Genomic DNA, 25,934 nt, shown 5'->3' on the forward strand with positions numbered 1-25,934 from the left:
GGCCCTGCTGATTATGAAAAACATCAACACCGGGTGCGATTTTGCGTATTGAGCTTCTTCGACCAGGCGCCTAGTCTGTGCCAATCGCCTCTGTGGCAAGGGGCTCGGGACAAGCATAAAAACAATGAAAACCGTACCGCCTGTTCACCGCATCGCCCTGTTGTTCAACGGCAGCAAGATCTACGACCGTGGCATCATCAGCGGCATCGGCAACTACCTGAGCAGCACTCGGGCCTCCTGGGACCTGTTTCTGGAGGAGGACTTTCTCTGTCGTTTGAAAGGGATCGAGCGCTGGCAGGGCGACGGGATCATCGCCGACTTCGACGATCCGCTGATTGGCGAGGCGTTGGCTGACATTCAGTTGCCGGTGGTAGCAGTAGGGGGCTCGTACGAGGATAAGCGCGCGTATCCGAATGCGATTCCCTACGTCGCCACCGATAACAACGCGCTAATCAACCTGGCTTACACGCATTTGATCGAAGCGGGTCTGCAGCGTTTTGCCTGCTTCAGCCTGCCGGAAGCGCAGGCCAATCGCTGGGCTCAGGAGCGCGAGAAAGCCTTTCGCAAACTGATGAAACGCGACGGCTTGCACGGCGAAATCTATCGCGGCATGGGTACCAGCGCACCGCTCTGGGACAGCGCCGTCGAACAGTTGATCGCCTGGCTGCAAAGCCTGCCCAAACCCATCGGCATCATCGCCGTCAGCGACGCCCGCGCGCGCCAGTTGCTGCAAGCCTGCCTGACTGCCGGCATTGCCGTGCCGGAGCAGGTGGCATTGATCGGCATCGACAACGATCCGCTGACCCGCAGTCTGACCCGCGTGCCCCTGAGTTCGGTCAGCCAGGGCACCGAAACCATGGGCCGTACCGCCGCGCAATTGCTCCATCAAATGCTGCACGGCATGCCATCCACCGGCACGCAGATCCTGATCCCGCCTGATGCGGTCAACGTGCAGGTGTCGAGTTTGCACCAACCGTTGGGCAATCCGTACGTCATGCAAGCGCTGCTGTTCATCCGCCAATATGCTTGCCAAGGCATCAAAACCGCGCAGGTGGCGGCTTATGTCGGCGTGTCGCGATCGTCACTCGAAGCGCATTTCCGCGCCGAACGAGGCTGCAGCGTGCACGACGAGATCCTGCGTTTCAAACTGGCAGCGGCCACCCGCGGATTGAAAAATACTGACTCGGTGATTGCCGACGTTGCGCGCAGTTGCGGGTTTAAATCTGCGCAGTATCTGCACACGGTGTTTCGCCGGGAGTTTGGTTGTACGCCGCGTGAGTATCAGCAAGGGGCAGGAACGCGCTAAAGGAATGGCGGAAATGAGGTTAGAGTGGTCATCAATATCTTGATTGTTGCGTGAACCATGAATCGTCCGCTGTTCGTTTCTCTGGATGGGCCCAAAGGCACCGGCAAAACCACACTGCTGGAGGCCGTCACGCAGGTGCTGAGGGCGGGCAACCAGAAAGTCATCCGGCTTTGCGAGAGAAAAAGCGATCCCTTCAGGGGTGAAACCATGGCCCTGGTTAACACACTGGCGAGAAATCCTTCCCGGGATCTGGAGTGGACTGTGTGTCAGCGCCTTGCTGATAGCCGTCGTTGGATCTCCCAGAACGTCCTGACGAAGCAGCCGCAGGACAGCATTATCTTGATCGATCGCTGGTATCCATCCGATGCCGCATTTCGCCAGACCATCCCGTTTGCCGAGATTCTCCAGTTGAATATGGAGCGAGACGTGCGAGTGCCGGACCTGCATGTCGGCGTCGTCACCGATCCGGACATTTCGTGGACGAGGGCAGCCACACGTTCGCGAGGACTGGGCGGCACGGTGATCCAGAAGCACGCAGAGCATGTGGCGTGTACCGAGATGTTCGAACGAGCGGTCAAGGATCACGGCTGGATGTTGTGCCGTAATGAAGGAACGGTTGAAGAGGCGACGATGCTGGTGGTTTCTCGGATCTATGAGGTGCTTGGGTTGAACGTCGAAGTGGATGCCAGGCTTGACGCTTAGGGTCTGGCTAGAAAAATCACACGGTAGGCCTATCGAGACGGATTCTTTGGCGTGGCGGCAGGTTCTGCACTCTCGAGAAAGCCTCGGGCCAATTGCTGATACAAATCAGGGCCCATTCTTGAGCTGATAGCCTTGGCGATCAACGCTACCGCCATGAGACTGATCACCATACTGTGGCTATCAATCATCTCCATGACAATGATTGCGGAAGTTATTGGCGACTGAGTGACGGCAGCCAGAAAACCAACCCTTCACCTTGGTTTTCGGCTATCTGCTACACCTCCATTCATGTGCTTCTCGCAAACCTTCAACAGAGGCAACGATGATGAATTCAAGCTGGGCGGATCAGGTGGCGCTTGTTAGTGGAGCGGGCAGTGAGGTTGGAATCGGTATGGCCATTGCCCATCGTCTTGGGGCTCAAGGAGCCAAGCTGATCGTCACGGCAAGCAGCGCACGCATCAATGAGCGGGTTGCGGAGTTACGCGCCGCCGGCTACGAAGCAGTCGGTCGACCGGTCGACTTGACTCAGGAAACACAGGTGAGTGAATTCGTCGCTTGGGCTGAGGCCGTCTGGGGGCGCATCGATATTCTTGTAAATAATGCCGGTATGGCGATGCAAGGGAGTCCAGAGCCGTTCGCCGAGTTCACGAGTACGAGCCTCGAAACCTGGAATCTTTCCATCGCTAGAAATCTGACAACTGCGTTCCTGTTAACTCAAGGGGTGTTGCCTGGGATGCGAGCTAGAGGCTATGGCCGCATAGTGAACATCAGCTCAACCACCGGCACACGAGCCAGTAATAAAGGAGAGGCGGCTTATAGTGCAGCAAAAGCCGGAATGGTAGGTATGAACATGAGTCTGGCTCTTGAGGTTGCTCATCAAGGTATTACGGTGAATTCAGTTGCCCCTGGTTGGATAGCTACAGGGTCGACTACTCCTGACGAAGTCAAAGCAGCACGTTCTACACCTCTAGGACGAGCGGGGCGGCCAGAAGAAGTGGCCGCAGCCGTTGTATTCCTGGCTTCACCTGAAGCGAGTTACATCACCGGTGAGTTGCTTGTGGTGGATGGAGGCAATTGCTTGGTTGAGAACAAAGCTAATTAAGACTTTTCAACCCATTCTGCGACCGTTGAGTCCTGGCTGAAAAAGTGATTTTGGTTTGAGTACAGAAGGGCCCTGCAGGGCCCTTTTTGCCAGGAGGCTGTTATTTACAAGCGGCTTTTACCTGATCACTTACACGGTTGTTCTGCGTATTAGTGGTTAGCGTCGGCCAAGCCAGCCTCGATGAAGCGAACGGAACTCTCCATAGCCTGCTGACCTTCTGGCAGCATGGTGGCGTAGAAGTGCCAGGCGTGGAACATCGCAGGCCATACTTCCAGGTTCACGCGAACTCGGTTATCAGCCAGGTGATTTGCAAGGCGTATTGCATCACTCAACATCAGCTCGTTCTCGCCGATCTGCACCAAGATTGGTGGAAGACCGGTGACGTCCGCGAACACAGGTGAGGCCAGAGGATGATTGGCCAATGTGTCGCCTAGGAATGCTCTGGCGAGGATGTCCAAGACAGGCTTGGAGTTCAGGGGATCCAGACCTTCACGGTTGCTCATGGAAGCACCGGTGTGTTCAAGGTTCGCCCATGGTGAGATGGAGGAGCCAACCGCAGGCAATGGAAGCCCTTTCGATTTAGCCGCGACCATGACGCTGACAACCATTGCGCCGCCAGCCGACTCGCCAGAGAACGCAATTTTGTTAGCCGGGATTTTCTGCTCAAGCAACCATTCGTAAGCGCGCAATGTGTCGTCAATAGAGGCTGGAAACTTGTGCTCAGGAGCGAGGCGGTAGTCCGGCATGTACACACGAGCACCGAGCATTTTCGCGTACTTGCCGCCGATACCGTGGTAGCCGTCTGGTCGTCCTACAATGTAGGCGCCGCCGTGGATGTACATCACCACCGCGTCAGTCTTGATCTCGTCTGGAGTAACCAGTGTGCCGGGTACGCCACCCATGTCGACTGCTTCGAATTTAACGCCAGCTGGCGCTGGATTTTGCGCGAGCATTTTTGCGTAAGAGTCGCGGATGTCGCTCATTTTTGTGGTGGTATCGATTCCCTTAAGAACGGGTACCAGATCGCTAAGGCTGTTGGCCCAGGTTTGGACGGCTGCTTGGACTTTAGTGTTCATAATGACCTCAATTGATCGTTGGGAGTGGATTAGCTAATTGAGATACTATGCTTACTATTGGGGAATAGGGTTCCCCATAACAGGTGCTAAGCCGCCCGAACGTTGAGACCTCCGAGGCCATATGGAACTCCATAACCTGAATGATATTGCCGCGTTTGTGAGCTCGGTAAACGCGGGAAGCTTCACTGCGGCGGCAAAGCAACTTGGCCTCACGCGCTCTGCGGTGGGGAAGTCGATAGTCAGGCTCGAGGCTCGTTTACAGGTACGTCTACTGAATCGCACTACGCGCAGTTTAAGCATGACGGATGACGGCCAGGTTCTGTATGAGCGCTGCGTGGGCGTTCTTCAGGATCTGGACGACGTGGAGGATGCCCTTGCGTTTCGTCGTTCGACACCCAGTGGGCGACTGCGGATGAGTCTGCCGGTTGCGCTGGGCAGACTTCATGTCCTTCAGCACATTGAGCGCTGTCTTAAGGATTGGCCCTCGCTGAGCGTGGATATCACCTTCTCTGACAGGCTGGTCGATCTGATCGATGAGGGGTTTGATTTGGCCATGCGCATCGGGCCACCGAAGGAAGATTCTCGGTTGTTAACGCGCACTGTGGCCTACCAACAAATGATTACCTGCGCTTCCCCCAAATATTTGGCCGAGCATGCCGAGCCTAAAACGCCGGAGGATTTATCCGAGCACCAGTGCCTGCATTTCGTGAGCGGCGGCAGATTGCTTCCTTGGAATTTTCGCGTGAATGGTCGCTCTGTGCCCGTGACTCATGGTGGAAGGCTACAGATGGACAGTGCTGAGTCATTGCACCAGTCAGCTGTAGCTGGCCTGGGCATCGCGACTCTTCCTTCCTACGTGGTGAACGACGATTTGCGGAGCGGCAAGCTTGTTCAATTGCTCGCTGGATATGCAGAGGCCGCAGAGCCTATTCGGGTGATCTACCCTAGCAAGCGGCACCTATCTCCAAAAATTCGACTCTTCATCGATAAGCTCGTGGAGGCTTGGTCACCATGCCCACCATGGGAGCAGCCTTCTGCGCAAGGCATTCACTCTGCCTGACTCCCGGGTGGCGGCTTGGCTGAGCTGAAATCAGGGAATAGGGGGAGGGTAATGACGTATCCGCCCGCACTTTTGAAGTCCACCTGTTGATCCTGCACCGGATGAATGAAAGGCACGACTCGTCAACTTCGTTGGTTGATACGTATACGTGCAGCAAACAGATTGAGGGACAGCCAGTCTGATCGTGACATGTGATGCTAGCCGGCCATTAGTGAAACAGCAGCGAGAAGCAAACATGAGACTGGGTATGAGGGTGAGGTTTCAAATTGCTGATTTTTCGAGAAACGTGGTTTTGTACGAACGTGACCGAAGGTTAGTGACGTTGGACAAATGAGGGCGCGTAACGTAATACTCCATTTAACAAGTGGGCGATGTCGACTGCTCATAACCTGTCTATATATTTGAAAGATAGATACTTTCTTAGTTGGAGATCATTCAATAGTTCACAGGCGACCGCTCACGAGCGTTGGAATGTCAGTCTCTGGCAGTGGATTAAATAACCGATTGGCTATGGGATACCCCACGGTAATGAATGCGAGGTTACGGAGATGTCACGCGTTCTGAAAGCCAAGCTATACCGACATACGGTCCTGACTAACCGGTGATTTGACGTGTGCACCCCGCGAGTCACTAAACCTTGAAGGTATACGCGATTATTATCCGGTTCTCGTCAACGCCCGTCATTTCGCTGCTGTAATAGATGACATTGCGCCAGCGCAGGATCGGATTTAATAAAATAGGGCGTATACGATAACCGATCGATTTATCAGTTTATCGGTAGTCGTCCTGATAATGTGGTTGCGAATGAAGATCTAAGCGTCCAACTTAGGCCGGGTTTGTTCTATTGCATGTGTAGGCCGTCTCAACATCGAAAGGCCCTTGGTAACGCACGGGGTATCAATTACGCTTTCGCCATAAATCGCTTCGGATAGACATTGATTTCTCCGGGGTGACCAACTTATAGTCAGCGGGTCTGATTATACTCCGTATGCCTGGTTAGCAAGGGTGCAGGGCTTTGAGCTCTGGCTGTTAGGACTCAGTGCTAAAAAGCAACGTTTATAGGCTTTACTTTTTTAGGCGCGAGTTTACTTCAGTTCGCAGAGTTTTTGACACTACAGATTTCAGCAGTCGGGCCCTTACAACTCACGTGATAGCGTCCGATACCGGTTTACTCGCAGAAGGAAATGAAGATGGCTTTGTTCAAAAAAAACCAGCTTAAACGCGCTGCTTTTCTTGAATGCACGTACACAGACAGGCCTGGATCACATAGCCCTTCCCTCGATGATTTGAGATCCCAAGCGGTTGCGTTCGAGCGCTCAATCTTCGACTACCTAACAACGAAAAAAGCGCCTCCGCCCACGAAAAAACGTGAGACGCTCGATGATGCAATCAAGGATAGATTGAGCGCTGTTCCTCTGTATCCTCAGTTAGCGTCGCACTGGCCTCGTTTCATGGATGAGGCAAACGAGCTGCGGAAAATTCGTAATAAGATTGTGCATTCGGACTTTGCGGATTTGCCAGAGGTGGCGGATCTTTATGCTCGCTTCAAGAGAGCAAATGAGATGCTCTATCCGTTCAAGATTTACGCACGCAAGAACAAGAGGTTTTCATGCCCTGAGCCTTCGGGAGAAGGGGTTAAGGTTATTATTGATGGCATACTTTATGTGTTAAATCCCGCCGATGTAAGCAACCTGCTGTTGGAGCTGCACCCGGCGAGTCGCGGCAAACAGAACTACATCAAGGGGAGAGCGATTGAGGCCAAGGTGACAGGCTACGACGTTGAGAAGTATACTTATTTTATCGGCGAAGCTCCCCCTTTCGAATTGGACCAAGATGAAGCAGCGACCCTGGAGGACATGCTTATCTCTTGGGTAGGCCGGGAATGTTATATCTCTTGAGAGCAGATGGCAGCGGATACTCCGGTTCCGTCGCTCTTCGCAAAGTTGTAATAATCGAGATCTACTTTGCAACCATTGCAAACCACCCTAGTGCTTCGCCAACGAACACTAGGGTTAGGTAGCCCTGGGGGCTTTTGGGTCATTTGACTCCAGCTCTGCGCTAGAGACGGCAACGCTGATAGCTTTTCATGTTTGGCCTCAGCGACAAGTAATGGACAAATTCCGAAAGCGCGCTTGCTAATATTCATAGTCTCCCGATTAATGCATCCGTCATCCAGTTGCTGCTTCTGTATCATTTGATAAGCAAATTAGCATTTGATTCACAGAGCGAAGTTGCCACACTGACAACTTCGATGAAAATAAAAAACACCCCCAAAAATGCATCCACGAACACGAACTATCGTAATAACAAATAAGGTGCAGGTTCTGAATCTAAAGCAGTGTAAACTTTATAAGTATTTTTGATACGCATAAAGTGTTGCTGTCACCACATTTTCTGCACGAATTCGCCAATCACTTCAGTTTGATGTAGGCCGTTCGTGGTGATCCGCTTTCGAGCAAGAGCGACCGTTGATATTATTTAATAAATGGCAATTCTGTTTTGGAATCGCTTAGCGCACTCTTTACTCCGCGCAGTACTGGAATCAGAGTATAGAGGTGTCTTATATCTGCATCCACTCCTGTAATAAACCCCTCAAACCCATAACGCTTGTCTATAAAGAAGTTATTTATAGATAAAAGAAACTCCATCATGTGGTCTTTGGTTTGGATTTTTTGAGTTTCTTTTGATACGGACGCCAAGATATTTGATTGCGTTTTTGTATCGATAAACTCAAAAAGTTTCGCTAGTTCATGAGTCCTAAATTTTGCGGGCACTTGTAGTCGACTATGGTGTACCGCAACTATGGATGGGGTCGTTTGGCTCCAGTAACGCTCCTCTGTAGTAACACTTTGACTCTCTATCTCAATATAGGCAGGCTCGAAAACCCTATCAACCAATTGGGATTTAAAGAAAAGTTCGAGCGCCAGAGCGCCGTTGGTAAAAATTACATTAAGTCTCGAATCTCCATAGGGGCTAAGTGTATGTGACATATTTAATGCCACATCGCCAAACGCTGAGGCGCTTTCTACAATGTCACTTTCATTGATCCAAATCGTAGATTCAAAACCAGGATTTTCTGGCTTGTTTATTTTTGATTTTTTCATTGCTTCATCCTATGGAACCGATTTTTGCCATCATGGTTGTTAGATTTAGGTATATGAAGCCTAAACGAAACGTTGATAGCGCCGCCTCGTCGGTATCAACTGCAATGTCTCACTCGAAGGGCAAAGAATTAGCCTGCGGCGCGCCTTCCAAGTGCTTCAGTCAAGTTATTATAATTACTTTTTGTTACCTTTTAAACCTTGTATATTTAAGCCGCCGAGAGCTGGTAACCTTTGCCCCACTTAACCGCAGAGGGTAGTATGAATTTCAAACAGGTAGGCCCCCTACATGCATGGCATGGCAGGGCAGGGCAGGGCAGGGCGCTGTCGGTGTCAGCTAATCTTATTCGGAGGTAAGCGAAATGCAGTCGCATCGAAAATCTGCTTCTGAGGTCGAAGCTCGCGCAGCCATCGCGCTCTTAGAAAATGCCAAGGATTTTTTGAATGCGGGTCTCAACCTGCTTTTTGCTGAAAAATTAGATCGGCAATCTGTGAAACTCGCCGTAATTTCCCTTCAGACCGCGGTCGAATTGCTGGTAAAATATCGGCTTTTGCAAGAGAGCGGTCTAGCTGCGATCATGGAAAATTTAAATCCTGGGGTGGATATTGAGTCTATAAGAACCATAACATTTTCAGCGTCGATTAAGGCTGTTGAGAGTCTCGAATCTTTTGTTGAATGGGAATACAATGCAATTCTTAAAATGGCAGCCCTTAGAAACAAACTGATCCACTTTTCTACCGAAGTCGAACCGGAAGTCCTTAAGGGTAATTGTTTGTCGTTGATATGTTCAGCGTTGGCAATGTTTGCCAAGGGACAAAGCCGGGATTATGGTGAGATGGTAGACTATTCTACCTTTCTTTCCGCAGGGAACCTTTTGGTGCTTACCAGTAATGAATCTTATCGTTCTGAAGCACTTGACGCCGCCTATGACAACATTGACTCGAAAGCTGTAAAATATTGCTATAAGTGCAAGTGCGAGTCTTTGAGCTTGCGTACTTCCGATGTCTATTTCTGCCACTGCTGCGGCTTTACGATAGATAAAGAAGTAGTCTCTTTTGCCACCTGTGCTATCTGCTCCGCCCACTCAATGGTTTTCTACGATGCGCTCAACATTACTGGCGTATCTCATTATGGAAAGTGCATGGCGTGCGAGCGGTTTCAATGGGTCCAAGCTTGCCGAGATTGTGACAGGATAACTGTTACTTTGAAACCTTTGAGTAAGAGCGCTTGTGCCTGCTTGCAGTTCGACCAGAGCAATCATCTGTAGGCGACACTAAATCTTCATGGGTAACACGAGAGCTAACAGAAGAGAAGTGCCCCATTCTAGACTTTGTAGTGTTACCGCACGAGGAGATACCACATGTATGCCAAGAAATTGTCCATTTACGAATTCAAATGTTTCCAGAAGGCAATCCTCAATCTTCAGTACCCTGGCAGAAGAAGTGCAGGAGCATCTACCATTTCTAATATCAATCTGATCTTGGGTGACAATGGCGGAGGCAAGTCTTCGGTGTTGCGGGCACTGGCGTTGGCAGTTCTGGCACCTGCCTTAATGCACACGGGATTTGTGCCTTATCGCCTTGTACGCAGACAGGCCAACGGTGAACCCGCGGCGGAGCGTTGCCTGCTGAAGGTGGTGGCCCAGTCTGACCCTCAGGAGCAGGTTGCAGGCTTGAAATCAAGGATGGAGTTGATGGCTCGATTGGACGTGGCGAAACGGGGGGTCCTTGATCGGATTCACCTAAATGAAACCCCACTTTCCCCCATCTCCTTGCTACTGGAAGATGAAGCTTCAACTGCATTTTTTGTTGTCGGATATGGAGCTACTCGGCGGGTGGAGTCAGGCGATTATTCTCCGAGCAGCGCACGACGCTCCCGGGGCTTGCGCTATCAACGCATCGCCGGATTGTTTGAGGATCATGTTGCCTTACGGCCCTTGTCATCATGGCTCATCCCTCACCGTATGAAAGAGGAACGATTTGAGGAGTCGGTGGCACTACTAAATCGAATCCTGCCGAACAACATTCAGTTCGAAGGTCTAATTTCGCAGGACGATGACCAGTTCCTATTCAACTTCGAGGGACTGCAGACCCCCTTCAACGCCTTGTCGGATGGATATAAGGCGTTCATTGGCTGGGTAGGGGATCTGATCGGGCATCTTGTGGATGTTACTCCTGAGAAGACGCGGCTTGATCAGGTATCGGGCATCGTCTTAGTGGATGAAATAGACTTGCACCTTCATCCTGCATGGCAGCGGCAGGTTGTTCCCATGCTGTCGTCCACCTTTCCAAAACTTCAGTTCGTGCTGACGTCTCATAGCCCGCTGGTGGCCAGCAGTGTGAACAATGAGAACATTTTCATCACCGACCGTACGAATGATGGCAACGCTACAATTACCCAAAGCACCGAGCACGTTCTTGGCCAGAGTGTCGAACACATCTTGCTGTCCAATTACTTCGGGTTACAGACCACCAGGCCAGTTTCATTCGAAAATTCTGCACGAAAGCTATTCGAACGGGCTGCTCAAGGCGATGCTAGTGCGGCACTCGAGTTTTTACAGCGCATTAGCCCCCCATCCGCATAAGGGGAGTGATTTCAATGATTCGCTACCCTTGGAATGAAAAAGCCGTTGAGCAAGCTATCTCGCTAATCAGTCCCAAATGGCTAGGCGGAGCTACCGAGCGCACGGATGCTTTGATTCGGCTGGGCCGTTACGAGGAGAGGTCCTCTAGCTGGAGCAAGGTTAAACCTGTTTACATGAAGCTTCAGCACAATAAGTGCGCTTATTGCGAACAACAGATGGAAGGTGGTGCGTACGGACCTATCGAATGGGACCTTGAACACTTCCGACCGAAGTCTGATGTTGAACCTTGGCCAAATGCCAAACGCCATCCAGAGATAACCTACGACATACCGCTGGGCGATGCCTCGCAGACCGGGTACTACTGGCTTGCTTACGACGTTCACAACTACGCGGCGTCATGTAAGGTATGCAATACCATCTTCAAGCTTAATTTTTTTCCGACTCTCAATGACCGAGCACAAGTTCCACAGTCCGATGAAAATCTAATCCGCGAAGGGGCGTTGCTTTGTTTTCCATTGGGAGAGAGGGATGAGGATCCGGAAAATCTGATTACTTTCACTCTCACGACGGCCGTTCCCAAATATCAAAGCGGACCAGAAAATTTGCGCGCTCGCGTCATCATCGATTTTTTCGGTCTCAATAGACGCGACCATTTGCACAAGCAGCGTGCGCAAATGATTGGCGCAGTTGGCGCGCTGCTAGCGGAACGAGACCGTGACGAAGCGTCGGATATTCTTCTGGCTGAGCTTGCCAATATGGAGCGTTCCTATATCCCTCATGCAGCCTGCGTTCGGGCTTTCATCCGGTTGTGGCAAACGGATGTGCGCATTGCCAAGTTAGGTTATATGCAATGCCGGCGCTACGGCTTCGACCCTGAACTGGCCCCCCCGACGCTCTGAATAAATGGTTCGCTTGCAATTGGGCATGATGACGAATGCTTGATTATCATAACAAACGCTTCAATAACGGTGGCAGACTCAAATTCGTCCTCACATCACTCCGCTGATGATTTACAACTACGATAGATTGCCTATCGAGGCACTGTCGCCACGCAGGCCAAGGCTCTGAACGAAATATGGAAGACATTCTAGTAGCCCCAGGATCTGTGTGCGGGGAGGCCGGCGTGCAATGCTGCACGCGGCCTGATCCGTTACTGGGCGTACCCTACGACCGGCCGTACGAAGGGGAAATGTGGCTCATCAGCTCGTTGATTTCGCTCGCGGTTGGCGTGTACGCGGGCTCGTATTGCCCCCTCTCACCTGCAAAAACGTACCGAGTGCACAAACAATCGTCAGCGTGGAGCTCACAGTTTCTGCACGGCGGGTTGCATAACTCGATCATTTGATCTATCGCGGTAGACGGGTCGTCCGGATCATACTCATCTGGATAGAAGGAAGTTTCCATGACGAGGAAATCGCCTCTTGCGAAATGCAGAACGTCTTCGGTCGAGTCGAATTGCCAGCTAGATAGCGCTCTTAAAGCCGGCAGCAGGACCACACGGCAATAATCAAACCGATGTTCCTCAAGGTGGCACCAAACGTAGCCGTCTTGCTCCACCAGGCTTTGGAAGGATATCTGCCCATATCGCTCCCCTAGGTTTCTGTAACGCTTAGGGTCAATCCGGATGTGCTTCAAGGCGTTGTTGATCGCGTCAATTAGTTCCATCTTTCGGTTACCAAGGTAGGCACCTGCAATCGAGAACTTCTCATCGAACATTTGGATCAAGGCAGTACGGGTCTCGTCGATGCCAGTTGCTGATCGCACCGCCTGTAGGTAGTCGACACTGTGAGCTAAGATCAGATTTGCGCCGAATGCTTGGTAAAGGGAGACATCGCCCTTCCTGACCTTCTCCTCTAAGTCGTCCTTGGCAGGTTCGAGTATCTGCGTAACGTAATGGCGAAAATCGGCGCATGCAATCTCGAGTTTTTCATTCATATCAGTCACCATCTGTCCCTTTTTGCAGTACGGTCATATCGTCTCACATTTAGCTGATTCGCGACTGTGTTGGTGCCGAAGTTTATCTCAGTACCTGCACAGATGAGCTTACGAGAATGAAAAGTGCAGTATTAACATTTAGGGAAGTTACTTGGCAGCCAGGTGCGTCAGAAAAGTTTCCAACTTCCGCAGAAGTTCATCAAAGGTGATTATTTCGACGTCCTTGTAGGAACACCTAAAAGTCTCAAACGAACGCAGTAGCTTTGACTCGGCGGGGAGGGTTCCGGCGATTACCACACAGCGGGTATTGTCCGGCCGAGAGCCTGCAAGCATCTCATCATCACGATGAATCCCCCACGCTGTCTGTAGCGAGTGGCGCTGATACAACACCTGACTGACTGCCCCGCTTAACTCAGAGTCTGGGGCATGAACTCCACCGCCACGGCGGTACTCTCTTCTCTGTACCAGAGGCGTGGAGGGCTTTTTGATCTCGACAATTGACAAAACCTGACCGGCTCCTCGAAATAGGTAGTCACCTATTTGGGCTCCTGTCCCTCTGATTCCACTGGGCTGGGCATGAAACTGCCCGCTTATCAAATGCACGGGGCCACAGAACAACATCGTCAGTATAAAAATGTTCTGGTCGAAAAACTTCTGCCAGATGTTCTCGCTCAGTTGTTGAGCAAGCATGTCGCGGTATGAGTCGATCATTTGCTGCAGCGAGACCCGCTCGATATCTGCATGCAGCGCCATCAAGGTAAGTGGGTGCTCAGCGGCAAGCGCCGGAAGATCCTCTCGGACTTTTACCACCGCACGCCGGCGAACTTCAGCTGCGTTCATTGGACGGTGCGATGGACCAATGCGGTTGAGCCCTGACGCGAGGTCCAACTCGTTAGTGTTTTCAGACTCCGTATCGATTTCTGAATTGCTGGGCGCGGGAGTTCCCGTCATAACCACGTGCTGCATACGGGTTGGGGATTGCCCACCAGCATGGCTAACACGTATACGATAAAGCCGGGCGCCGTGTAAAAAGGGAGCTAACTCTAACGCCAGAACACGATCACCCACTCGCCATTTGTGTGGCGTTGACTGCGTGAACAAATTGCACGTTTGCCCCATGATCAACGTCCGCTCTACTGCCGCCGCTCGTGCCTGCGGAAGTCCGACACGAGTACAAATGGAGTGCACGTCCAGGGGCACATCTAGGGCACCTTGACCTGCTGCTTCACATAAGGCAGCGCTAACATCGCAGTGTGGCGTGAGTACATCAAAGGCGTGGAGTAATTCAGCTTTCATTGTGTTCGTTAGTCATCTCGAGAAAACCGCGGATTTGCTGTCCCTTGTGTGTCGCATCTTCGCGAGGTGGAGGACCGCCTTTCAGTACGGCACGCGACAGCAGCTGATTTTGCGCAACACACGACGTTTCCGGAATCATGATGCAGTCAGGACAAGCCCCTCCGGCGGCATCGCAAAGTCGACCTGAGTTGCAGCGGTGGATCGACGTATCCAAGAAACGCCGTAGGAATAGATTGTTTTCGTTGCGCCACAACGATGACAGGTTGCCAAGGTCCATGGTGGTGCCATTTCGATACACTACAAATGCGAGGTCGAGGGGAAAGATGTACTCCCCCATAGAGCCCAGGTCCAAGCCTGACAGCTCAGCCACGTTTTTCATGAGTGCATGTGCATATGTGTGCAACAGGGTGTACACGTAGCGGTAGGTTGATGCATCCCCTTCTTTGAGAAGGGAGAAATAGCGTCCGAAAGGTTCTGCCACTTCTAGCAGTTTCCCACCCAGCTTGATGGAGCCGCTGCTGTCCCACTGCGGCAAGTCTGAGACCCCTACAGCCTGTAACCACTTATAAACGGCATCAGGGTCGAGGCGCACATACAGTGCCTCGTTAGCCTGGGTCACGACATAAATAGGTCGCTTGCCATTACTCAAGGGCTCAAAGAGCTTCAAGCGAACAGGCATATCCTGGTTGCGCTTATTCAGTGTTGGAGTGGCGGAAACACGCGTATATCCATGGGTAAATCGGCACAGATCAAATTCTCGGATCAATCCCAGATCGGCCATGCCAAGCTTTTTCATCAATTGCTGAGTTTCGTCTTCCTGCTTCGCTTTAGCGTTTGTTTCTTTTGGCGCAAGGTCATTATCTAGATGGTTGAAACGCACAAACTTAGCGCGTCCGCCATCAGGTGGCGCAGAGAGCTTGCCCCTGTTCAATGCCTCATGCTCGACCGCCAGAACGAAGGGGTCGAAGCGGCTGGTGTAATCGCTACGTAACGCAAGTTGCTGATTTATGCTTGGCGGAAGATCAACCCGTGGTGGTATTAGCGGCGGATTACTGGTTGTCCATCTCTTCACAAGCTTTTTGAGCTCGCTATCCATCATCGTTTGAATGGGTGTATCCCCTGACTTAGCCGCATTCTCGCGCATCCGAGAAAAATTCTCGTAAGACTCCCATTCTTCGGCTTTACCGGCTGACTGCAAAATTGACTTCATTTCCACAGGTGTGAGTTCAGCGCCACCAAATCTGAAAATGGTGCCGATAAAGGTACCCAGTTCATCTTCCCGTTGCGGCTCCAGCAGGGTGATCAGCTGGTGCTCCGACTCCGGGAATAGGACAAATTGCTCGGATTGAGAGTAGTACGCCGACGACGCTCGCTGCGAGATTCGTACTAGATAAAAAACGAAGAGAGTCTGCGAACATTACCACTGTTCTAGGCGCATATTTTTCAAGTGCGTAGGCCATAAACCCTTTGCCTATTTCAATGAGTTCCGAATTCAATTGGAGCGCGGCCCAATCGATTGTCATCGCAATACCGCCGTCGTACCACGTCCAAGCGCTCAATCGAGTATCGACGTACTTTGGCTGGTCATTAGTACGAGTTCGGATAGCAACCTGAGCCGGGCCCTGGAACACGTAGGCCGGAAAAGTGGAGGAGGGTGAAGCGTGTTCTTGATCGGCTGATTCGGTCACGGCGCACCTCCTTAACAGTCAAGTCGGCTCCAGGCTGCCGAGGCACGCTGGGCGTTGTGGAGGTTGGCCGACTCGGCTAAATAACGACTTGCATAACGACGTGGCATCGTCGAAGTCTCAGACCAACCGCAGACTCGTCGGAGTTCGTCAGTGGCCCGCTCGAGGTCATACACACGCTTTTCGACCAGGTAAGCCAAAAACCGGTCTGCAAAGGTGTGGCGAAAGTCATGCGCAGAAAGTGTAGGCAACAACCCTGGATCAGCCAATTCAATGGTCAGAAACAGCCGATCGAGGACGTTAGACAACGCGCGGATCGACAGCGGGCGACCTCGATCCGAGATGAACAAATAGCGGTACTGCAATTTCATCGGTTTGCCGTTACGCAGAGGGCGTCGTTCGCCCTGGATATAGCGCTCGTAGACCCCATACAACTGCGCGGAAATGCCTACCGTCCGTCCATGTGTTTTCAGCGCAGGCTCTTCAGCGCGCGGATCGCCAACGTCATGTTCGCGATCATTGATGCTGACATAGGCGTGCTGAGAACCCTGATTGATATCCGTGCTGTAGAGCTTCAGAAGCTCTCCGCGACGTATTCCAGTCTCCAGCAGCAATTCAATCATTAGCCAATTGCGCAACTGCAGCCGCTCCGGAAACGGATTCTCCGGAGCACCCGGGCGGATCAGTGTACGAATGATCTGGAGTTGGGTATCTGTCAGGCTGCGGTAACGAGTGCGGTCGGGAAGAGCATTGATGATATGGCTCTCAAAACGCCGCTCAATGACGTCGGCGACATCTGCAAATACGACCTCAATGTTAGCCATAGCGATTGAGTTCTGACGGGCGCGCGGGATGTAACGGGTGACACACCAGAACAGGTACTGCTTAAGCAACCGCAGGTACTGGTCACGGGTACGAGGGTCGATCTGCGGAAAAGGCGCCGTTGCAGCTGTGCCAATTCGGGCGATCAGATTATCGGCTTGACGGCCACTTTGGAGCCAGAGGACGTAACCATCCAGCAAAGCCAGAATCGACTCAAAGTGGTAGGCCAAGATGGCCTCATCGATATCTAGGTCTCGGCTTTCGGCGTAGGTGTAGAAAGCCTGAATCGCGCGCAGATGTGCCGCAGCAGTGTTGTAAGCTCGGTACCTGAGTTTGAGTTGAACGTAGATGAACGGAATGACTATGGGCAAAGGCGCTGCGTTACCAGCTTGCACGAGCAGCGGTACACGCTGACCTGAAGAGAAACGGCACTGAATCAGCTTCATCGGCAGCCACCTCATTCAAGGACTCGCCATGAACACGAAGGACATGGCCCGTTGAGAGAGTGGACGTCAGAAGCGGTTTTGTCGAATCAGCGACTTAGGTAGCTCATGAACATTTATGACATGACCTGTCGTTTAACATAATATACATTACACGTAACATGATGTTGCGAGATCAGCCTCGTTGCCCACGAGATTTCATTCTCCTGCGAAGCCTCAAAACGTCTTTCCCTCCAACCTGATAATCCTCTGAATCTGCATCGCTCAATCCTCATCCCGCGTCAGCTTTTCAATCAACGCTCGATGCTGTGGAAACGCTGTTGTGAGCTTCTGGCGACTTCCCATCTCCATGTCGGCAAAATCAAACCCTGGTGAAACCGCCTCACTGATCAATCCAAATCCGTTTGCGCCGTTCAGTAATCGTGATGCTTTCCAGATGCCGCCCGGTACGTGCAATTGCAGATGCTGTCCCGCCAAAACGTCGTGGCCCATCACCAGCGTTTGCAACGAGCCGTCAGCATGAATCAGGTTGTATTCGACGGCGTCGCCCAAATTGAAATAATGCAGGATGTCCGACTGGTTGAAATGGAACTGGCCCACCGATGATTGCTCGGTCAGCAGATAGTAGATCGACGTCAACAGGTAACGCGGTCCTGCAGCGGTTTCAAGCCAGTCGCGATGGTCTGACTGATAGGTTCTACGAAAATAACCACCCTCAAGGTGTGGTTCGAGATTCAGCGCATTGATCACGTCTTGTGCGCTTGCTTTACGTTGAATCATCGCCCGCTCCATGATTTGACGCTGGTTTTTTGATAGCTCAACTAAACGACCATTTAGTGTAGTTAATCGCATATCGAAGACGAACGACGAATTTGTCAGCTAAATCTCGATCTTCCGCTGATTCACTCCTCACTCGGGTCATAACTGTTCACATTGGGCACTTGCAGATGCAGGCGCCCAAGCAAATCAACCAACGTGTCGACCTCAGCCGGGGTCAATCCGCTGAGCAGACGCGCTTCTCGCTCCAGTGCGACTTTAAGCACACGGTCATGCAGTTCCTTGCCGCTGGCCGTCAATCGCACGGTGTAACGCCGCGCGTCCTTGGGATCCAGCTGACTGGTGATCCGCCCCGCCGCTTCCAATGTCTGCAACGAACGACTGACCGCGCTCTTGTCGAGACCGATCGCCTGACAGATTCGATTGGCGGTGATGTCGGATTCAACGGCAAGCATCGAAAGCATCCGCCATTCAACCACGCCGATTCCGAAGTGTTTGCGGTAGCACTGGGAAGCCCCGGTGGCGAGTTTGTTCGCCAGGAACGTCACCAGGCCAGGTACATAACGCGACAGGTTCAGCTGTGTATCAGTAGCCATCGAGAAAACACCATAGATCAAAGATCTTGCATATTGGTTGACACCGCAACCAATTTATCTGAGGATTCACTCAGCTAAGCATTGCGGACAATGCGCCGCATGATACGCCGTAGCACAACCTCAAAAAAATAATTACAGGTCTTGCTTATGAACGCTCCCCAACCGTGCCAGTCCTTGGCGCCCATGAATACCCACCGCTTCTATTTCTTCTCGCCCGGCTGATTCGTCACCCGCTCGCACCCTTTTTGCCGTTCGTTTTTTAGCAGCCACTTCAATGTGGAGGGAAAAGTCATGCTTCAAGTCAACGTCACCCGCAAAGTCGTCGAGGCCGAGGGTATTTGCAGTTTTGAGCTGTGCGCAGCGGACGATCGGCCGTTACCACCGTTCAACGCCGGTGCACACATCGACATTCACATTGCCGGCGGCCTCACCCGCCAATACTCGCTGTGCAATGACTCCCGAGAACGTCATCGCTACGTGATCAGTGTGCTGAAGGATCCTGCCTCCCGCGGCGGTTCCACCGCGATGCACGACAGTATCAGTCAGGGACAGACACTCAGCATCAGCGAACCACGCAACCTCTTTCCACTCGCGGACTCAGCCAAGCGTCACCTGCTGTTTGGCGGCGGTATCGGCATTACTCCGATGCTGGCAATGGCCCATGAACTTCATCAGCAAGGCGCAGATTTCGAGCTGCATTACAGCTTTCGATCCAGCGAACGCGCTGCGTTTATCCAATACCTGCGGCAAGCGCCCTTCGCCAGCCACGTGCATTTGCATGACGACAGTGGAGTGCCCGAACAGAAACTCGATGCAAGCGCCCTCCTCGCCGCGCCAGACACTGCCACTCACCTCTACGTATGTGGCCCGGCCGGCTTCATGAACTTCATCCTCGACACCGCGCAGGCCGCTGGCTGGTCCGAAGATCGCGTGCACAGGGAGTTCTTCGCCGCCGCTCCTGTCGATGCAAGCGCTGATTCGCCCTTCGAAGTTCAGTTGGCGAGCACAGGGCAGATTTTTTACATCCCAGCCGATCGCACTGTTTTCGAAGTGCTCGATGAGGCCGGGATTGCCATCGAATCATCGTGCGAGCAAGGCGTCTGCGGCACCTGTGTCACGGGCTTGCTCGAAGGCATTGGCGATCACCGTGACCAGTTCATGACCGCCGCCGAACACGCTGCCAACGACCGTTTCACGCCGTGCTGCTCACGTGCCAAATCGCCCCGTCTGGTATTGGACCTTTGACCTGAACCGAGCCCTGACCGCTCGCCGGAGAACATCATGACCACCGCTGCCCTGCCCCTTGCATACGATATCGCCCCGGCCACTACGCCGAGTTTCCCGCTCGATCAATGGTACGTCGCAGCCTTGAGCCGAGAACTGAAAGACCAGCCCCTTGGCCGTACGTTGCTGAATAAACCCGTGGTGCTTTTCCGCACGGCAGATAACCAGGTCGCCGCGCTGGAAGACCGCTGCTGCCATCGCGCATTGCCGCTGTCCGGTGGCACAGTGGAGGAACGCGGTTTGCGCTGCGGTTACCACGGCCTGCTATTTAATGAAGGCGGTAAATGCATCGAAATTCCGGGCCAGGACAAGATTCCAAGCAAAGCCAAAGTGCCTGCCTACCCCGTCCAGGAACAGGATCAGATCATCTGGATCTGGTTCGGCAGCGCTGAGCATCCAGAGCCGACATTCGCGCCACCGGTCTACGACGTGCACAGCAGCGGTAAATACCTGTTCGACGGTGATGTCTATCACTACGACGCGCCCTATCAACTCATCCACGACAACCTCATGGATCTCAGCCATCTGGGCTACGTCCATCTGCACACCATTGGCGGCAACGCCAGCATTCACATGAATGCGAAGATGAACGTCGATGGTGATGACTCGATGGTTCGCGTGGTTCGCCACATGCCCGACTCCGTTCCGCCGCCGACCTACACCGCGGCCTACCCGTTCAAAGGCAACATCGACCGCTGGCAGGAGATCGAATTTCACTTCAATCACCTGCGCATCTGGACTGGCGCGATAGACGCGGGCACCGATGATTTGGACAATCCCGATCGGGGCGGTTTTCATATGCGCGGCTTTCACGGCGTGACACCGGAAACAGACACCACAAGCCACTATTTCTGGACCATGGCCACCAACCCTGAACATGATCCCGAGGCCGTGACAGCCAAAGTTCTGCACCAGACGCGATTGACCTTCGACGAAGACAAAGTGGTGATCGAAGCGCAGTACCAGAACATGTGCCGGTTCGGTACGCGCCCGATGATTGATATTCACGTCGACGTCGGTGCCAATCGTGCCCGCAGAATCATCGAGCGACTGCGCAACCCGACAAGTTGATGGCCGCAAAACAGTGGCGGCGGCAACGCCGTCCACTGTGTTTGAAGCGTCTGCCGCGTTAGCGCGGGGGAAATGCTACGCCGACCCGCTCGGCGTACTTGAGCCATGCGGCCTTGAGCCGTTCGACCGTCTGCGGTTGAACAGCCGCCAGATCATGGGTTTCACCTCGATCCTGTGCTACATCAAACAACTGCCATTGCGGCGGCTGCGTGTTATCGCCGAAACCTGCTGGCGGGCGCATACCCAACAATTTGAGATTGCCCTCGCGATAATAAGCATTGCCGAACAACTCTCCGGCCAGACTCTCAGCGTCGTGAGGGCTGCCCTTGCCTTCGAGCATTGGCAGGATGGATCGGCCGGTGATCGGGTGTTTGTCAGCTTCGCTCGGCAAAGCGATGCCCGCCAAATCAAGGAATGTCGGCGCCAGATCATCCACTCGTGCCACGCCCCGTTCTACGCCCTGACGACGCAGTGTCTTGGGCAGTTGAATGATCGCCGGCACACTAATTCCGCCTTCGGCCGTGGTGCCCTTGAACAAGTGAAAAGGCGCGGCGCTGACTTCCGCCCAGCGCAATCCATAGTCGATCTGCGAGCCGCGCTGGCCCAGATTGGCCAGGCTGTTATCGGTGTTCACGCCGGGCGGATAGAACTGCGCATGGTTTTCCGCCGCCGCGCCGTTGTCGGACATGAACACGATCACCGTGTTATCGTACTGGCCGCTTTGGCGCAGGTAGTCGATCACCCGGCCAATGTTGTGATCGAGGTTGTCGACCATTGCCGCGTAGATTTCCATTTTCCGCGCTTCGACTTTCTGCTGCTCAGCCGTGAGCTGCTGCCAACCGGGCAGCCGTGGGTTCACGGGCAACGGTTGCGCTGGCTGAAAGTCCTTGTCCAGCAGGCCGAGTTTTTTCAGGCGCTCAATGCGCGACGAGCGCACGGTGTCGTAGCCCTGATCGAAGCGGCCGCGGTATTTGTCCAGATATTCCTTGGGCGCTTGCAACGGCCAGTGCGGTGACGTGTAGGCGGCATAGGCAAAAAACGGTTTGCCTTGGCGTTGGGTGTTTTGCAGGTAGCCAATCAGCTTGTCGGTGTAAAAGTCTGTGGAGTAGAACGTCTCGGGCACCTCTACCGGCTGGCCGTTTTCACGGTAATGCACTTGCTCCAACGGCGTCGGGGCAAAGCTGGCGGGTTTGAAGTGCGTCGCCCCGCCTTCCAGCAGCGTGAACGATCGCTCGAAACCGCGCCGATCCGGGCCTTGATCGGCTTCCAGCCCCAAGTGCCATTTGCCGACCATCAGCGTGTTGTAGCCGCCCGCTTTGAGCAGCTCGGCAACCGAGTAGGCCTTCCCATTCAGGTATCCCTCATAGCCTGCTTTGCCTCGTTGGAAAGGTTGCAAGGCTTCGGCCATGGTGCCCAGCCCGACAAGGTGATTGTCAGTGCCGGACAGCAACATCGAGCGGGTGATGGAACAGGTCGGCGCCGCGTACATGCTGGTGAATTGCACACCCTGTTGGGCCAGTTCACCCAGCCTGGGGGTGTGAATCTCGCCGCCGTAGCTGCCCAGATCCGAGTACCCCAGATCGTCCGCCACGATCAGCAGAATATTCGGTTGGCTGGCCGCCATGGCCACGCCGCCGCCCATTGTCAGGGCGCAAAAAAGTGCCGTCAGCGGTAATCGCGATAGAGCCATCGGTGTTCTCTTATTGTCGTTAAAGGAATGCCTCGAACAGCCCGATCATTCTTCGAAAATGGCCACCGCGCGCACAAAACCTGCGGACGCATGCCGGATCTTGTAGGGAAAGCACGAGACCGTGAAGCCGCTCGCTGGCAGCGACTCGAGGTTGGCCAGTTTTTCCATTTGCCCGTAGCCAATATCGCGCCCGGCCTTATGCCCTTCCCAGATGATCGAGGCATCGCCGCTGGCGGCAAAACGTTCACGGGTGTATTTGAACGGCGCGTCCCAGCTCCAGGCATCAGTGCCGACAACGCGCACGCCACGCTCCAGCAGATACATCGTCGCTTCGCGGCCCATGCCAATCCCGGCGTCGAGATACCCCGGCTGACCGAACAGCGCACCGGCGCGAGTGTTAACCAGCACGATATCCAGCGGTTGCAACGCGTGCTCGATGCGCGCCAGTTCCGCTTCGACCTCCTCTGCCGTCACCACGTGACCGTCGGGCAAATGGCGAAAATCCAGTTTGACCCCCGGCTGCAAGCACCAGTCCAGCGGCAACTCATCAATACCAAACGCCGGCTCACCACCATCGGTGGTCGAGGCGTAATGCCACGGCGCATCCATGTGGGTGCCGCTGTGAGTGGTGATCTGCAAACGCTCGGCGGCCCACGACTCATTGCCGGGCATCTGCTCTAGCTGCAAACCCGGGAACATCGCCGCCATCTCCGGCCAGCCTTGCTGGTGGTCCATGTAATCGATTTTCGGCAACAGCGGCGGCGGATCTGTGTACGGGTTGTTATCGAGGGTCACCGAAAGGTCGACCAGACGACGTTTACGCTGGATAGGCTGTGACATGAGGCGTGTCTCCGTTCAACGGCAGATGCCGAAAAGGGGCTGGATTGAGGGCGTTGCGAATAAGCGTGGCGACGTTGCCGTCATGGCTGAAGCCAGCAGCGCGGGCCTGCGGGGTTTTCAAGGGCGGCATGCGCCCGAACAGGGTTTCGAGGTCAAGGTCAGCGGCAAAACTGATCAGCGCACGGCGTTGCTCGCCATAAGTTGCCGCCAGTGCATCGATGACCTGGGCGATGGACAACTGCAGCACCGGCAGTTGCCAGATCCGCTGTTGCGCGGCGGCGTCATCCAGTTCGGCGGCGTGGATCAGGTTGTTCACGCAACAGCGCGCCGACATCCACCACGCCGTCGCCTGCGGCGACACCGGGCAGCAATAGTCAGCGCCCTCGGCAAAGGCTCGCATCAAGTCGCTCATGAAAGCCGAGCGCAAACCGTTGGGTTCGCGCGGGCGCGCGACTATGCCCGGCAGGCGCACCGCGCGGCCATCGACTTCAGCGCGCCGACCCAAATCGATCAGCGCACGTTCGACCATCATCTTGTGCGTCCCGTACGACAGTTGCGGGTGCAGTTCCGCCTGCTCGTTCATCTTCGCCGGCAGATCAGCGCCATACACCGCAACGCTGCTGGCATACACCAGCACCGGTGGCCGCGCCTTGTTGCGCAGTTGATCAAGCAGTTCGAGGCTCGCCAGCAGGTTGACCTGATAACCCAGTTCGTAATGCGCCTCCGCCGCTCCGCCGGGGATGCTGACCAAGTGAAAAACCACATCGATGCCATCGGCCAGGACACGACGCATCAACGCCGCGTCCGTCACGCTGCCGCTGTGCCGACGCAGACGCGGGTCGTCTGGCAGGCCGTGGACGTCAGTGTCCAGCACCAGCAACGAACGAATGACTTGCCCGCGCAAACTGCCGCGCGCGAGCAGACAACGCAGCAGTTCGCGACCGACAAAGCCATTGGCTCCGGTAATCAGTACACGCATGGGCGTTCCTTAGCCGTTGGCTTTGACGACGCGTTGATCGATCGCACCGAACAGTGATTGACCATTGCTGTCGGTGACGTCCATGCGCACGCGATCGCCGAAACGCATGAAACCTGTCACCGGTGCGCCCTGCTCGATCATCTCAATCGCCCGACGTTCGGCGATGCACGCCGAGCCGACATTGCGCTCGGCGTTCGACACCGTGCCGGAACCGATCAGCGTGCCGGCGCGCAGGCGACGGGTCAGGGCCGCGTGAGCGATCAGTTGGCCAAAATGAAAGTTCATCTGCGCGCCGTGCGGCTGGCCAAACCATTCGCCGTTCCAGTGCACTTGCAGGGGCAAATTCACGCGTCCATCACGCCAGGCTTCGCCCAGTTCATCCGGGGTAATCGCCAGCGGCGCAAAACTGGAGGACGGTTTGGCTTGCAGGAAACCGAACCCGGTGCGCATTTCCCGCGGTGCCAGTGCACGCAGGCTGACATCGTTGATCTGCAGGATCAGCTTGATGTGCTGCAACGCGCTCTCGGCCGAACAGCCCATCGGCACATCATCGACCAGCACGACAAATTCGCCTTCGAAATCGATGCCCTGGCTTTCGCTCGGCAGTTCGATGTCATCGTGTGCGCCGATGAAGTCATCACCGGCGCCCTGATACATCAACGGCGTACGGTCAGCACCTTCGATCGGGTCGAGGTTGAACGCTTTCTGCATCAGCGCGCCGTGGCTGAGAAACGCCGAACCGTCGCACCATTGATAAGCACGCGGCAACGGCGCCATCGCCTGCGCGGGGTCGAAGGCAATGGCCTCGCGGCAGTCGTGGTTTTCGAGTTGACGCGCCAGGGCCTGCAAACGCGGCTCGGCTTCGCGCCAGTTTTCGATGGCGTGCTGCAAGGTCGACGCCACCGAACGGGCGTCCAGCGCCCGGGACATGTCGCGCGAAACCACCACCAATTGGCCGTCACGGCTACCGTTTTTCAGGGTTGCGAGCTTCATGATTTTTCTCCCGGGCAGCTTTGCAGTTCAGCGGCGAAACGCCCGTCCAGCAGGATAAAGACCATGCGCGCCATGGCCTCGGTGCGGTTGCTCCACGCGTGATGGGTGCCGCGCTGAACCACCACGTCGCCGCGTTTGAGGTGGACCTCTTCATCGTCGAGCACCAGCCAGACTTCGCCTTCGGTGACGATGCCGTAATCGAGGGTTTCGGTGCGGTGCATCAGTTTGTGTCGCGCGTTGGCGTGACCGGTGCCGGCATGCGCCTGGCCAATCTCGGCAAATGCAGCCGCAGCAGCGGCAGCGCTGACCTGGTTCTGCACGCTGTCTGGCGGAATGTCGACGACACGAATCACACTGCCCTGCGGGCCGGGGCTCAGCTGTAAGGGTTTGCTGGTTGGATCATCGGCATTGTCGAGCAGTGCCGGACTGCCGCTGCTGTTCCATATTTCATGAAACACCGTGCCCGGCACCGCTTGCAGCGCGAAGACGTTGGCAGTTGCTCCGCGACTGGCGACGACCGCACGGCCCTGGGCATCATGCCCGGTGACCACGCGTTTGAAAGGGGGAAGCGCTTGCATGGAATATCCTCGT

At 54.3% G+C, this 25,934-nt stretch carries 24 protein-coding genes and 1 pseudogene; 10 read left to right on the forward strand and 15 right to left on the reverse strand.

All coding sequences use genetic code 11. The annotated features are described in order from the left end of the window. The first annotated feature begins 124 nt into the window (after positions 1-124). Together WA225_RS17170 and WA225_RS17175 are read left to right on the forward strand one after the other, a co-directional pair. The gene (locus WA225_RS17170; protein WP_422608838.1) at positions 125-1,306 is read left to right on the forward strand and encodes a XylR family transcriptional regulator; all 1,182 of its coding nucleotides are present in this window, start codon (positions 125-127) and stop codon (positions 1,304-1,306) included. Between the two features lie 57 nt (positions 1,307-1,363). Next, positions 1,364-2,008 (forward strand): dTMP kinase, encoded by a 645-nt coding sequence (locus tag WA225_RS17175; protein ID WP_422608839.1) that lies wholly within the window; start codon positions 1,364-1,366, stop codon positions 2,006-2,008. Between the two features lie 29 nt (positions 2,009-2,037). Here the strand turns inward: WA225_RS17175 and WA225_RS17180 are convergent. After that, positions 2,038-2,256, reverse strand: a pseudogene (locus tag WA225_RS17180) (chloride channel protein); the annotation flags it as partial. Between the two features lie 77 nt (positions 2,257-2,333). Here WA225_RS17180 and WA225_RS17185 point away from each other — a divergent pair. After that, entirely contained in the window at positions 2,334-3,110 is a 777-nt protein-coding gene (locus WA225_RS17185) for an SDR family NAD(P)-dependent oxidoreductase (RefSeq protein WP_422608938.1), read from the forward strand. Positions 3,111-3,259: 149 nt separating this feature from the next. On the opposite strand, the gene WA225_RS17190 is transcribed toward WA225_RS17185, so the two are convergent. After that, positions 3,260-4,186 carry an alpha/beta hydrolase gene (locus WA225_RS17190; RefSeq protein ID WP_422608840.1) on the reverse strand — a complete coding sequence of 309 codons (927 nt, stop codon included), beginning with the start codon at positions 4,184-4,186 and terminating at the stop codon, positions 3,260-3,262. Between the two features lie 121 nt (positions 4,187-4,307). Between WA225_RS17190 and WA225_RS17195 the strand changes: the two genes are divergently transcribed. Then, positions 4,308-5,246 carry a LysR family transcriptional regulator gene (locus WA225_RS17195; protein WP_422608841.1) on the forward strand — a complete coding sequence of 313 codons (939 nt, stop codon included), beginning with the start codon at positions 4,308-4,310 and terminating at the stop codon, positions 5,244-5,246. A gap of 1,190 nt (positions 5,247-6,436) precedes the next feature. Then, positions 6,437-7,144, forward strand: a complete 708-nt coding sequence (locus tag WA225_RS17200) for a hypothetical protein (RefSeq protein ID WP_422608842.1) — start codon at positions 6,437-6,439, stop codon at positions 7,142-7,144. Between the two features lie 576 nt (positions 7,145-7,720). Here the strand turns inward: WA225_RS17200 and WA225_RS17205 are convergent. Further along, a complete protein-coding gene (locus WA225_RS17205; protein WP_422608843.1) occupies positions 7,721-8,350 on the reverse strand; it encodes a hypothetical protein in 630 nt (209 codons plus the stop codon). A gap of 359 nt (positions 8,351-8,709) precedes the next feature. On the opposite strand from WA225_RS17205, the gene WA225_RS17210 reads away from it, so the two are divergent. From WA225_RS17210 to WA225_RS17220, 3 genes are all read left to right on the forward strand, one after another. Continuing rightward, positions 8,710-9,615, forward strand: a complete 906-nt coding sequence (locus WA225_RS17210; RefSeq protein WP_422608844.1) for a hypothetical protein — start codon at positions 8,710-8,712, stop codon at positions 9,613-9,615. 93 nt (positions 9,616-9,708) lie between these two features. Next, the gene (locus WA225_RS17215) at positions 9,709-10,932 is read left to right on the forward strand and encodes an AAA family ATPase (protein WP_422608845.1); all 1,224 of its coding nucleotides are present in this window, start codon (positions 9,709-9,711) and stop codon (positions 10,930-10,932) included. Positions 10,933-10,946: 14 nt separating this feature from the next. After that, positions 10,947-11,831, forward strand: a complete 885-nt coding sequence (locus tag WA225_RS17220; protein WP_422608846.1) for a hypothetical protein — start codon at positions 10,947-10,949, stop codon at positions 11,829-11,831. A gap of 265 nt (positions 11,832-12,096) precedes the next feature. Here the strand turns inward: WA225_RS17220 and WA225_RS17225 are convergent, their stop codons facing one another. From WA225_RS17225 to WA225_RS17255, 7 genes are all read right to left on the reverse strand, one after another. Beyond that, positions 12,097-12,867: a hypothetical protein gene (locus WA225_RS17225; protein WP_422608847.1), complete on the reverse strand. Its 771-nt coding sequence runs from the start codon at positions 12,865-12,867 to the stop codon at positions 12,097-12,099. A gap of 147 nt (positions 12,868-13,014) precedes the next feature. Continuing rightward, entirely contained in the window at positions 13,015-14,163 is a 1,149-nt protein-coding gene (locus tag WA225_RS17230) for a Shedu immune nuclease family protein (protein WP_422608848.1), read from the reverse strand. Then, positions 14,153-15,373: a hypothetical protein gene (locus WA225_RS17235; RefSeq protein WP_422608849.1), complete on the reverse strand. Its 1,221-nt coding sequence runs from the start codon at positions 15,371-15,373 to the stop codon at positions 14,153-14,155. The genes WA225_RS17230 and WA225_RS17235 overlap by 11 nt, the downstream gene beginning before the upstream one ends. Before the next feature lie 61 nt (positions 15,374-15,434). Continuing rightward, a complete protein-coding gene (locus WA225_RS17240) occupies positions 15,435-15,851 on the reverse strand; it encodes a hypothetical protein (RefSeq protein ID WP_422608850.1) in 417 nt (138 codons plus the stop codon). Between the two features lie 11 nt (positions 15,852-15,862). Then, positions 15,863-17,116 (reverse strand): tyrosine-type recombinase/integrase, encoded by a 1,254-nt coding sequence (locus tag WA225_RS17245; RefSeq protein ID WP_422608851.1) that lies wholly within the window; start codon positions 17,114-17,116, stop codon positions 15,863-15,865. A 261-nt stretch (positions 17,117-17,377) separates the two neighbouring features. Continuing rightward, positions 17,378-17,893, reverse strand: a complete 516-nt coding sequence (locus WA225_RS17250; RefSeq protein ID WP_422608852.1) for a cupin domain-containing protein — start codon at positions 17,891-17,893, stop codon at positions 17,378-17,380. A 122-nt stretch (positions 17,894-18,015) separates the two neighbouring features. After that, positions 18,016-18,486: a MarR family winged helix-turn-helix transcriptional regulator gene (locus WA225_RS17255; protein ID WP_401042016.1), complete on the reverse strand. Its 471-nt coding sequence runs from the start codon at positions 18,484-18,486 to the stop codon at positions 18,016-18,018. Between the two features lie 291 nt (positions 18,487-18,777). Between WA225_RS17255 and WA225_RS17260 the strand changes: the two genes are divergently transcribed. Both WA225_RS17260 and WA225_RS17265 read left to right on the forward strand, forming a co-directional pair. Continuing rightward, positions 18,778-19,731 carry a PDR/VanB family oxidoreductase gene (locus WA225_RS17260; RefSeq protein WP_422608853.1) on the forward strand — a complete coding sequence of 318 codons (954 nt, stop codon included), beginning with the start codon at positions 18,778-18,780 and terminating at the stop codon, positions 19,729-19,731. A gap of 36 nt (positions 19,732-19,767) precedes the next feature. Further along, positions 19,768-20,841, forward strand: a complete 1,074-nt coding sequence (locus WA225_RS17265; protein WP_422608854.1) for a Rieske 2Fe-2S domain-containing protein — start codon at positions 19,768-19,770, stop codon at positions 20,839-20,841. Positions 20,842-20,899: 58 nt separating this feature from the next. Here WA225_RS17265 and WA225_RS17270 read toward each other — a convergent pair whose 3' ends face one another. From WA225_RS17270 to WA225_RS17290, 5 genes are read right to left on the reverse strand one after another with little or no spacing between them, the layout of a single operon-like run. Next, complete coding sequence (locus tag WA225_RS17270) at positions 20,900-22,531, reverse strand: arylsulfatase (RefSeq protein ID WP_422608855.1); 1,632 nt, start codon at positions 22,529-22,531, stop codon at positions 20,900-20,902. Between the two features lie 45 nt (positions 22,532-22,576). Then, complete coding sequence (locus tag WA225_RS17275) at positions 22,577-23,371, reverse strand: cyclase family protein (RefSeq protein WP_122746200.1); 795 nt, start codon at positions 23,369-23,371, stop codon at positions 22,577-22,579. Next, positions 23,349-24,350, reverse strand: coding sequence for an NAD-dependent epimerase/dehydratase family protein (locus WA225_RS17280; protein WP_422608856.1), 1,002 nt, complete (start codon positions 24,348-24,350; stop codon positions 23,349-23,351). The genes WA225_RS17275 and WA225_RS17280 overlap by 23 nt, the downstream gene beginning before the upstream one ends. Positions 24,351-24,359: 9 nt before the next feature. Next, positions 24,360-25,343, reverse strand: coding sequence for a fumarylacetoacetate hydrolase family protein (locus WA225_RS17285; protein ID WP_422608857.1), 984 nt, complete (start codon positions 25,341-25,343; stop codon positions 24,360-24,362). Next, positions 25,340-25,921, reverse strand: coding sequence for a cupin domain-containing protein (locus tag WA225_RS17290; RefSeq protein WP_422608858.1), 582 nt, complete (start codon positions 25,919-25,921; stop codon positions 25,340-25,342). The genes WA225_RS17285 and WA225_RS17290 overlap by 4 nt, the downstream gene beginning before the upstream one ends. Positions 25,922-25,934 lie beyond the last annotated feature (13 nt).

The organism is Pseudomonas sp. (assembly GCF_049300855.1).
Taxonomy (GTDB): domain Bacteria; phylum Pseudomonadota; class Gammaproteobacteria; order Pseudomonadales; family Pseudomonadaceae; genus Aquipseudomonas.

Excerpts from the sequence above, each read along its gene's own strand:
- WA225_RS17170 (WP_422608838.1), top strand. The coding sequence starts at position 125 with ATGAAAACCGTACCGCCTGTTCACCGCATCGCCCTGTTGTTCAACGGC.
- WA225_RS17175 (WP_422608839.1), top strand. The coding sequence starts at position 1,364 with ATGAATCGTCCGCTGTTCGTTTCTCTGGATGGGCCCAAAGGCACCGGC.
- WA225_RS17185 (WP_422608938.1), top strand. The coding sequence starts at position 2,334 with ATGAATTCAAGCTGGGCGGATCAGGTGGCGCTTGTTAGTGGAGCGGGC.
- WA225_RS17190 (WP_422608840.1), bottom strand. The coding sequence starts at position 4,186 with ATGAACACTAAAGTCCAAGCAGCCGTCCAAACCTGGGCCAACAGCCTT.
- WA225_RS17195 (WP_422608841.1), top strand. The coding sequence starts at position 4,308 with ATGGAACTCCATAACCTGAATGATATTGCCGCGTTTGTGAGCTCGGTA.
- WA225_RS17200 (WP_422608842.1), top strand. The coding sequence starts at position 6,437 with ATGGCTTTGTTCAAAAAAAACCAGCTTAAACGCGCTGCTTTTCTTGAA.
- WA225_RS17205 (WP_422608843.1), bottom strand. The coding sequence starts at position 8,350 with ATGAAAAAATCAAAAATAAACAAGCCAGAAAATCCTGGTTTTGAATCT.
- WA225_RS17210 (WP_422608844.1), top strand. The coding sequence starts at position 8,710 with ATGCAGTCGCATCGAAAATCTGCTTCTGAGGTCGAAGCTCGCGCAGCC.
- WA225_RS17215 (WP_422608845.1), top strand. The coding sequence starts at position 9,709 with ATGTATGCCAAGAAATTGTCCATTTACGAATTCAAATGTTTCCAGAAG.
- WA225_RS17220 (WP_422608846.1), top strand. The coding sequence starts at position 10,947 with ATGATTCGCTACCCTTGGAATGAAAAAGCCGTTGAGCAAGCTATCTCG.
- WA225_RS17225 (WP_422608847.1), bottom strand. The coding sequence starts at position 12,867 with ATGAATGAAAAACTCGAGATTGCATGCGCCGATTTTCGCCATTACGTT.
- WA225_RS17230 (WP_422608848.1), bottom strand. The coding sequence starts at position 14,163 with ATGAAAGCTGAATTACTCCACGCCTTTGATGTACTCACGCCACACTGC.
- WA225_RS17235 (WP_422608849.1), bottom strand. The coding sequence starts at position 15,373 with ATGAAGTCAATTTTGCAGTCAGCCGGTAAAGCCGAAGAATGGGAGTCT.
- WA225_RS17245 (WP_422608851.1), bottom strand. The coding sequence starts at position 17,116 with ATGAAGCTGATTCAGTGCCGTTTCTCTTCAGGTCAGCGTGTACCGCTG.
- WA225_RS17250 (WP_422608852.1), bottom strand. The coding sequence starts at position 17,893 with ATGATTCAACGTAAAGCAAGCGCACAAGACGTGATCAATGCGCTGAAT.
- WA225_RS17255 (WP_401042016.1), bottom strand. The coding sequence starts at position 18,486 with ATGGCTACTGATACACAGCTGAACCTGTCGCGTTATGTACCTGGCCTG.
- WA225_RS17260 (WP_422608853.1), top strand. The coding sequence starts at position 18,778 with ATGCTTCAAGTCAACGTCACCCGCAAAGTCGTCGAGGCCGAGGGTATT.
- WA225_RS17265 (WP_422608854.1), top strand. The coding sequence starts at position 19,768 with ATGACCACCGCTGCCCTGCCCCTTGCATACGATATCGCCCCGGCCACT.
- WA225_RS17270 (WP_422608855.1), bottom strand. The coding sequence starts at position 22,531 with ATGGCTCTATCGCGATTACCGCTGACGGCACTTTTTTGCGCCCTGACA.
- WA225_RS17275 (WP_122746200.1), bottom strand. The coding sequence starts at position 23,371 with ATGTCACAGCCTATCCAGCGTAAACGTCGTCTGGTCGACCTTTCGGTG.
- WA225_RS17280 (WP_422608856.1), bottom strand. The coding sequence starts at position 24,350 with ATGCGTGTACTGATTACCGGAGCCAATGGCTTTGTCGGTCGCGAACTG.
- WA225_RS17285 (WP_422608857.1), bottom strand. The coding sequence starts at position 25,343 with ATGAAGCTCGCAACCCTGAAAAACGGTAGCCGTGACGGCCAATTGGTG.
- WA225_RS17290 (WP_422608858.1), bottom strand. The coding sequence starts at position 25,921 with ATGCAAGCGCTTCCCCCTTTCAAACGCGTGGTCACCGGGCATGATGCC.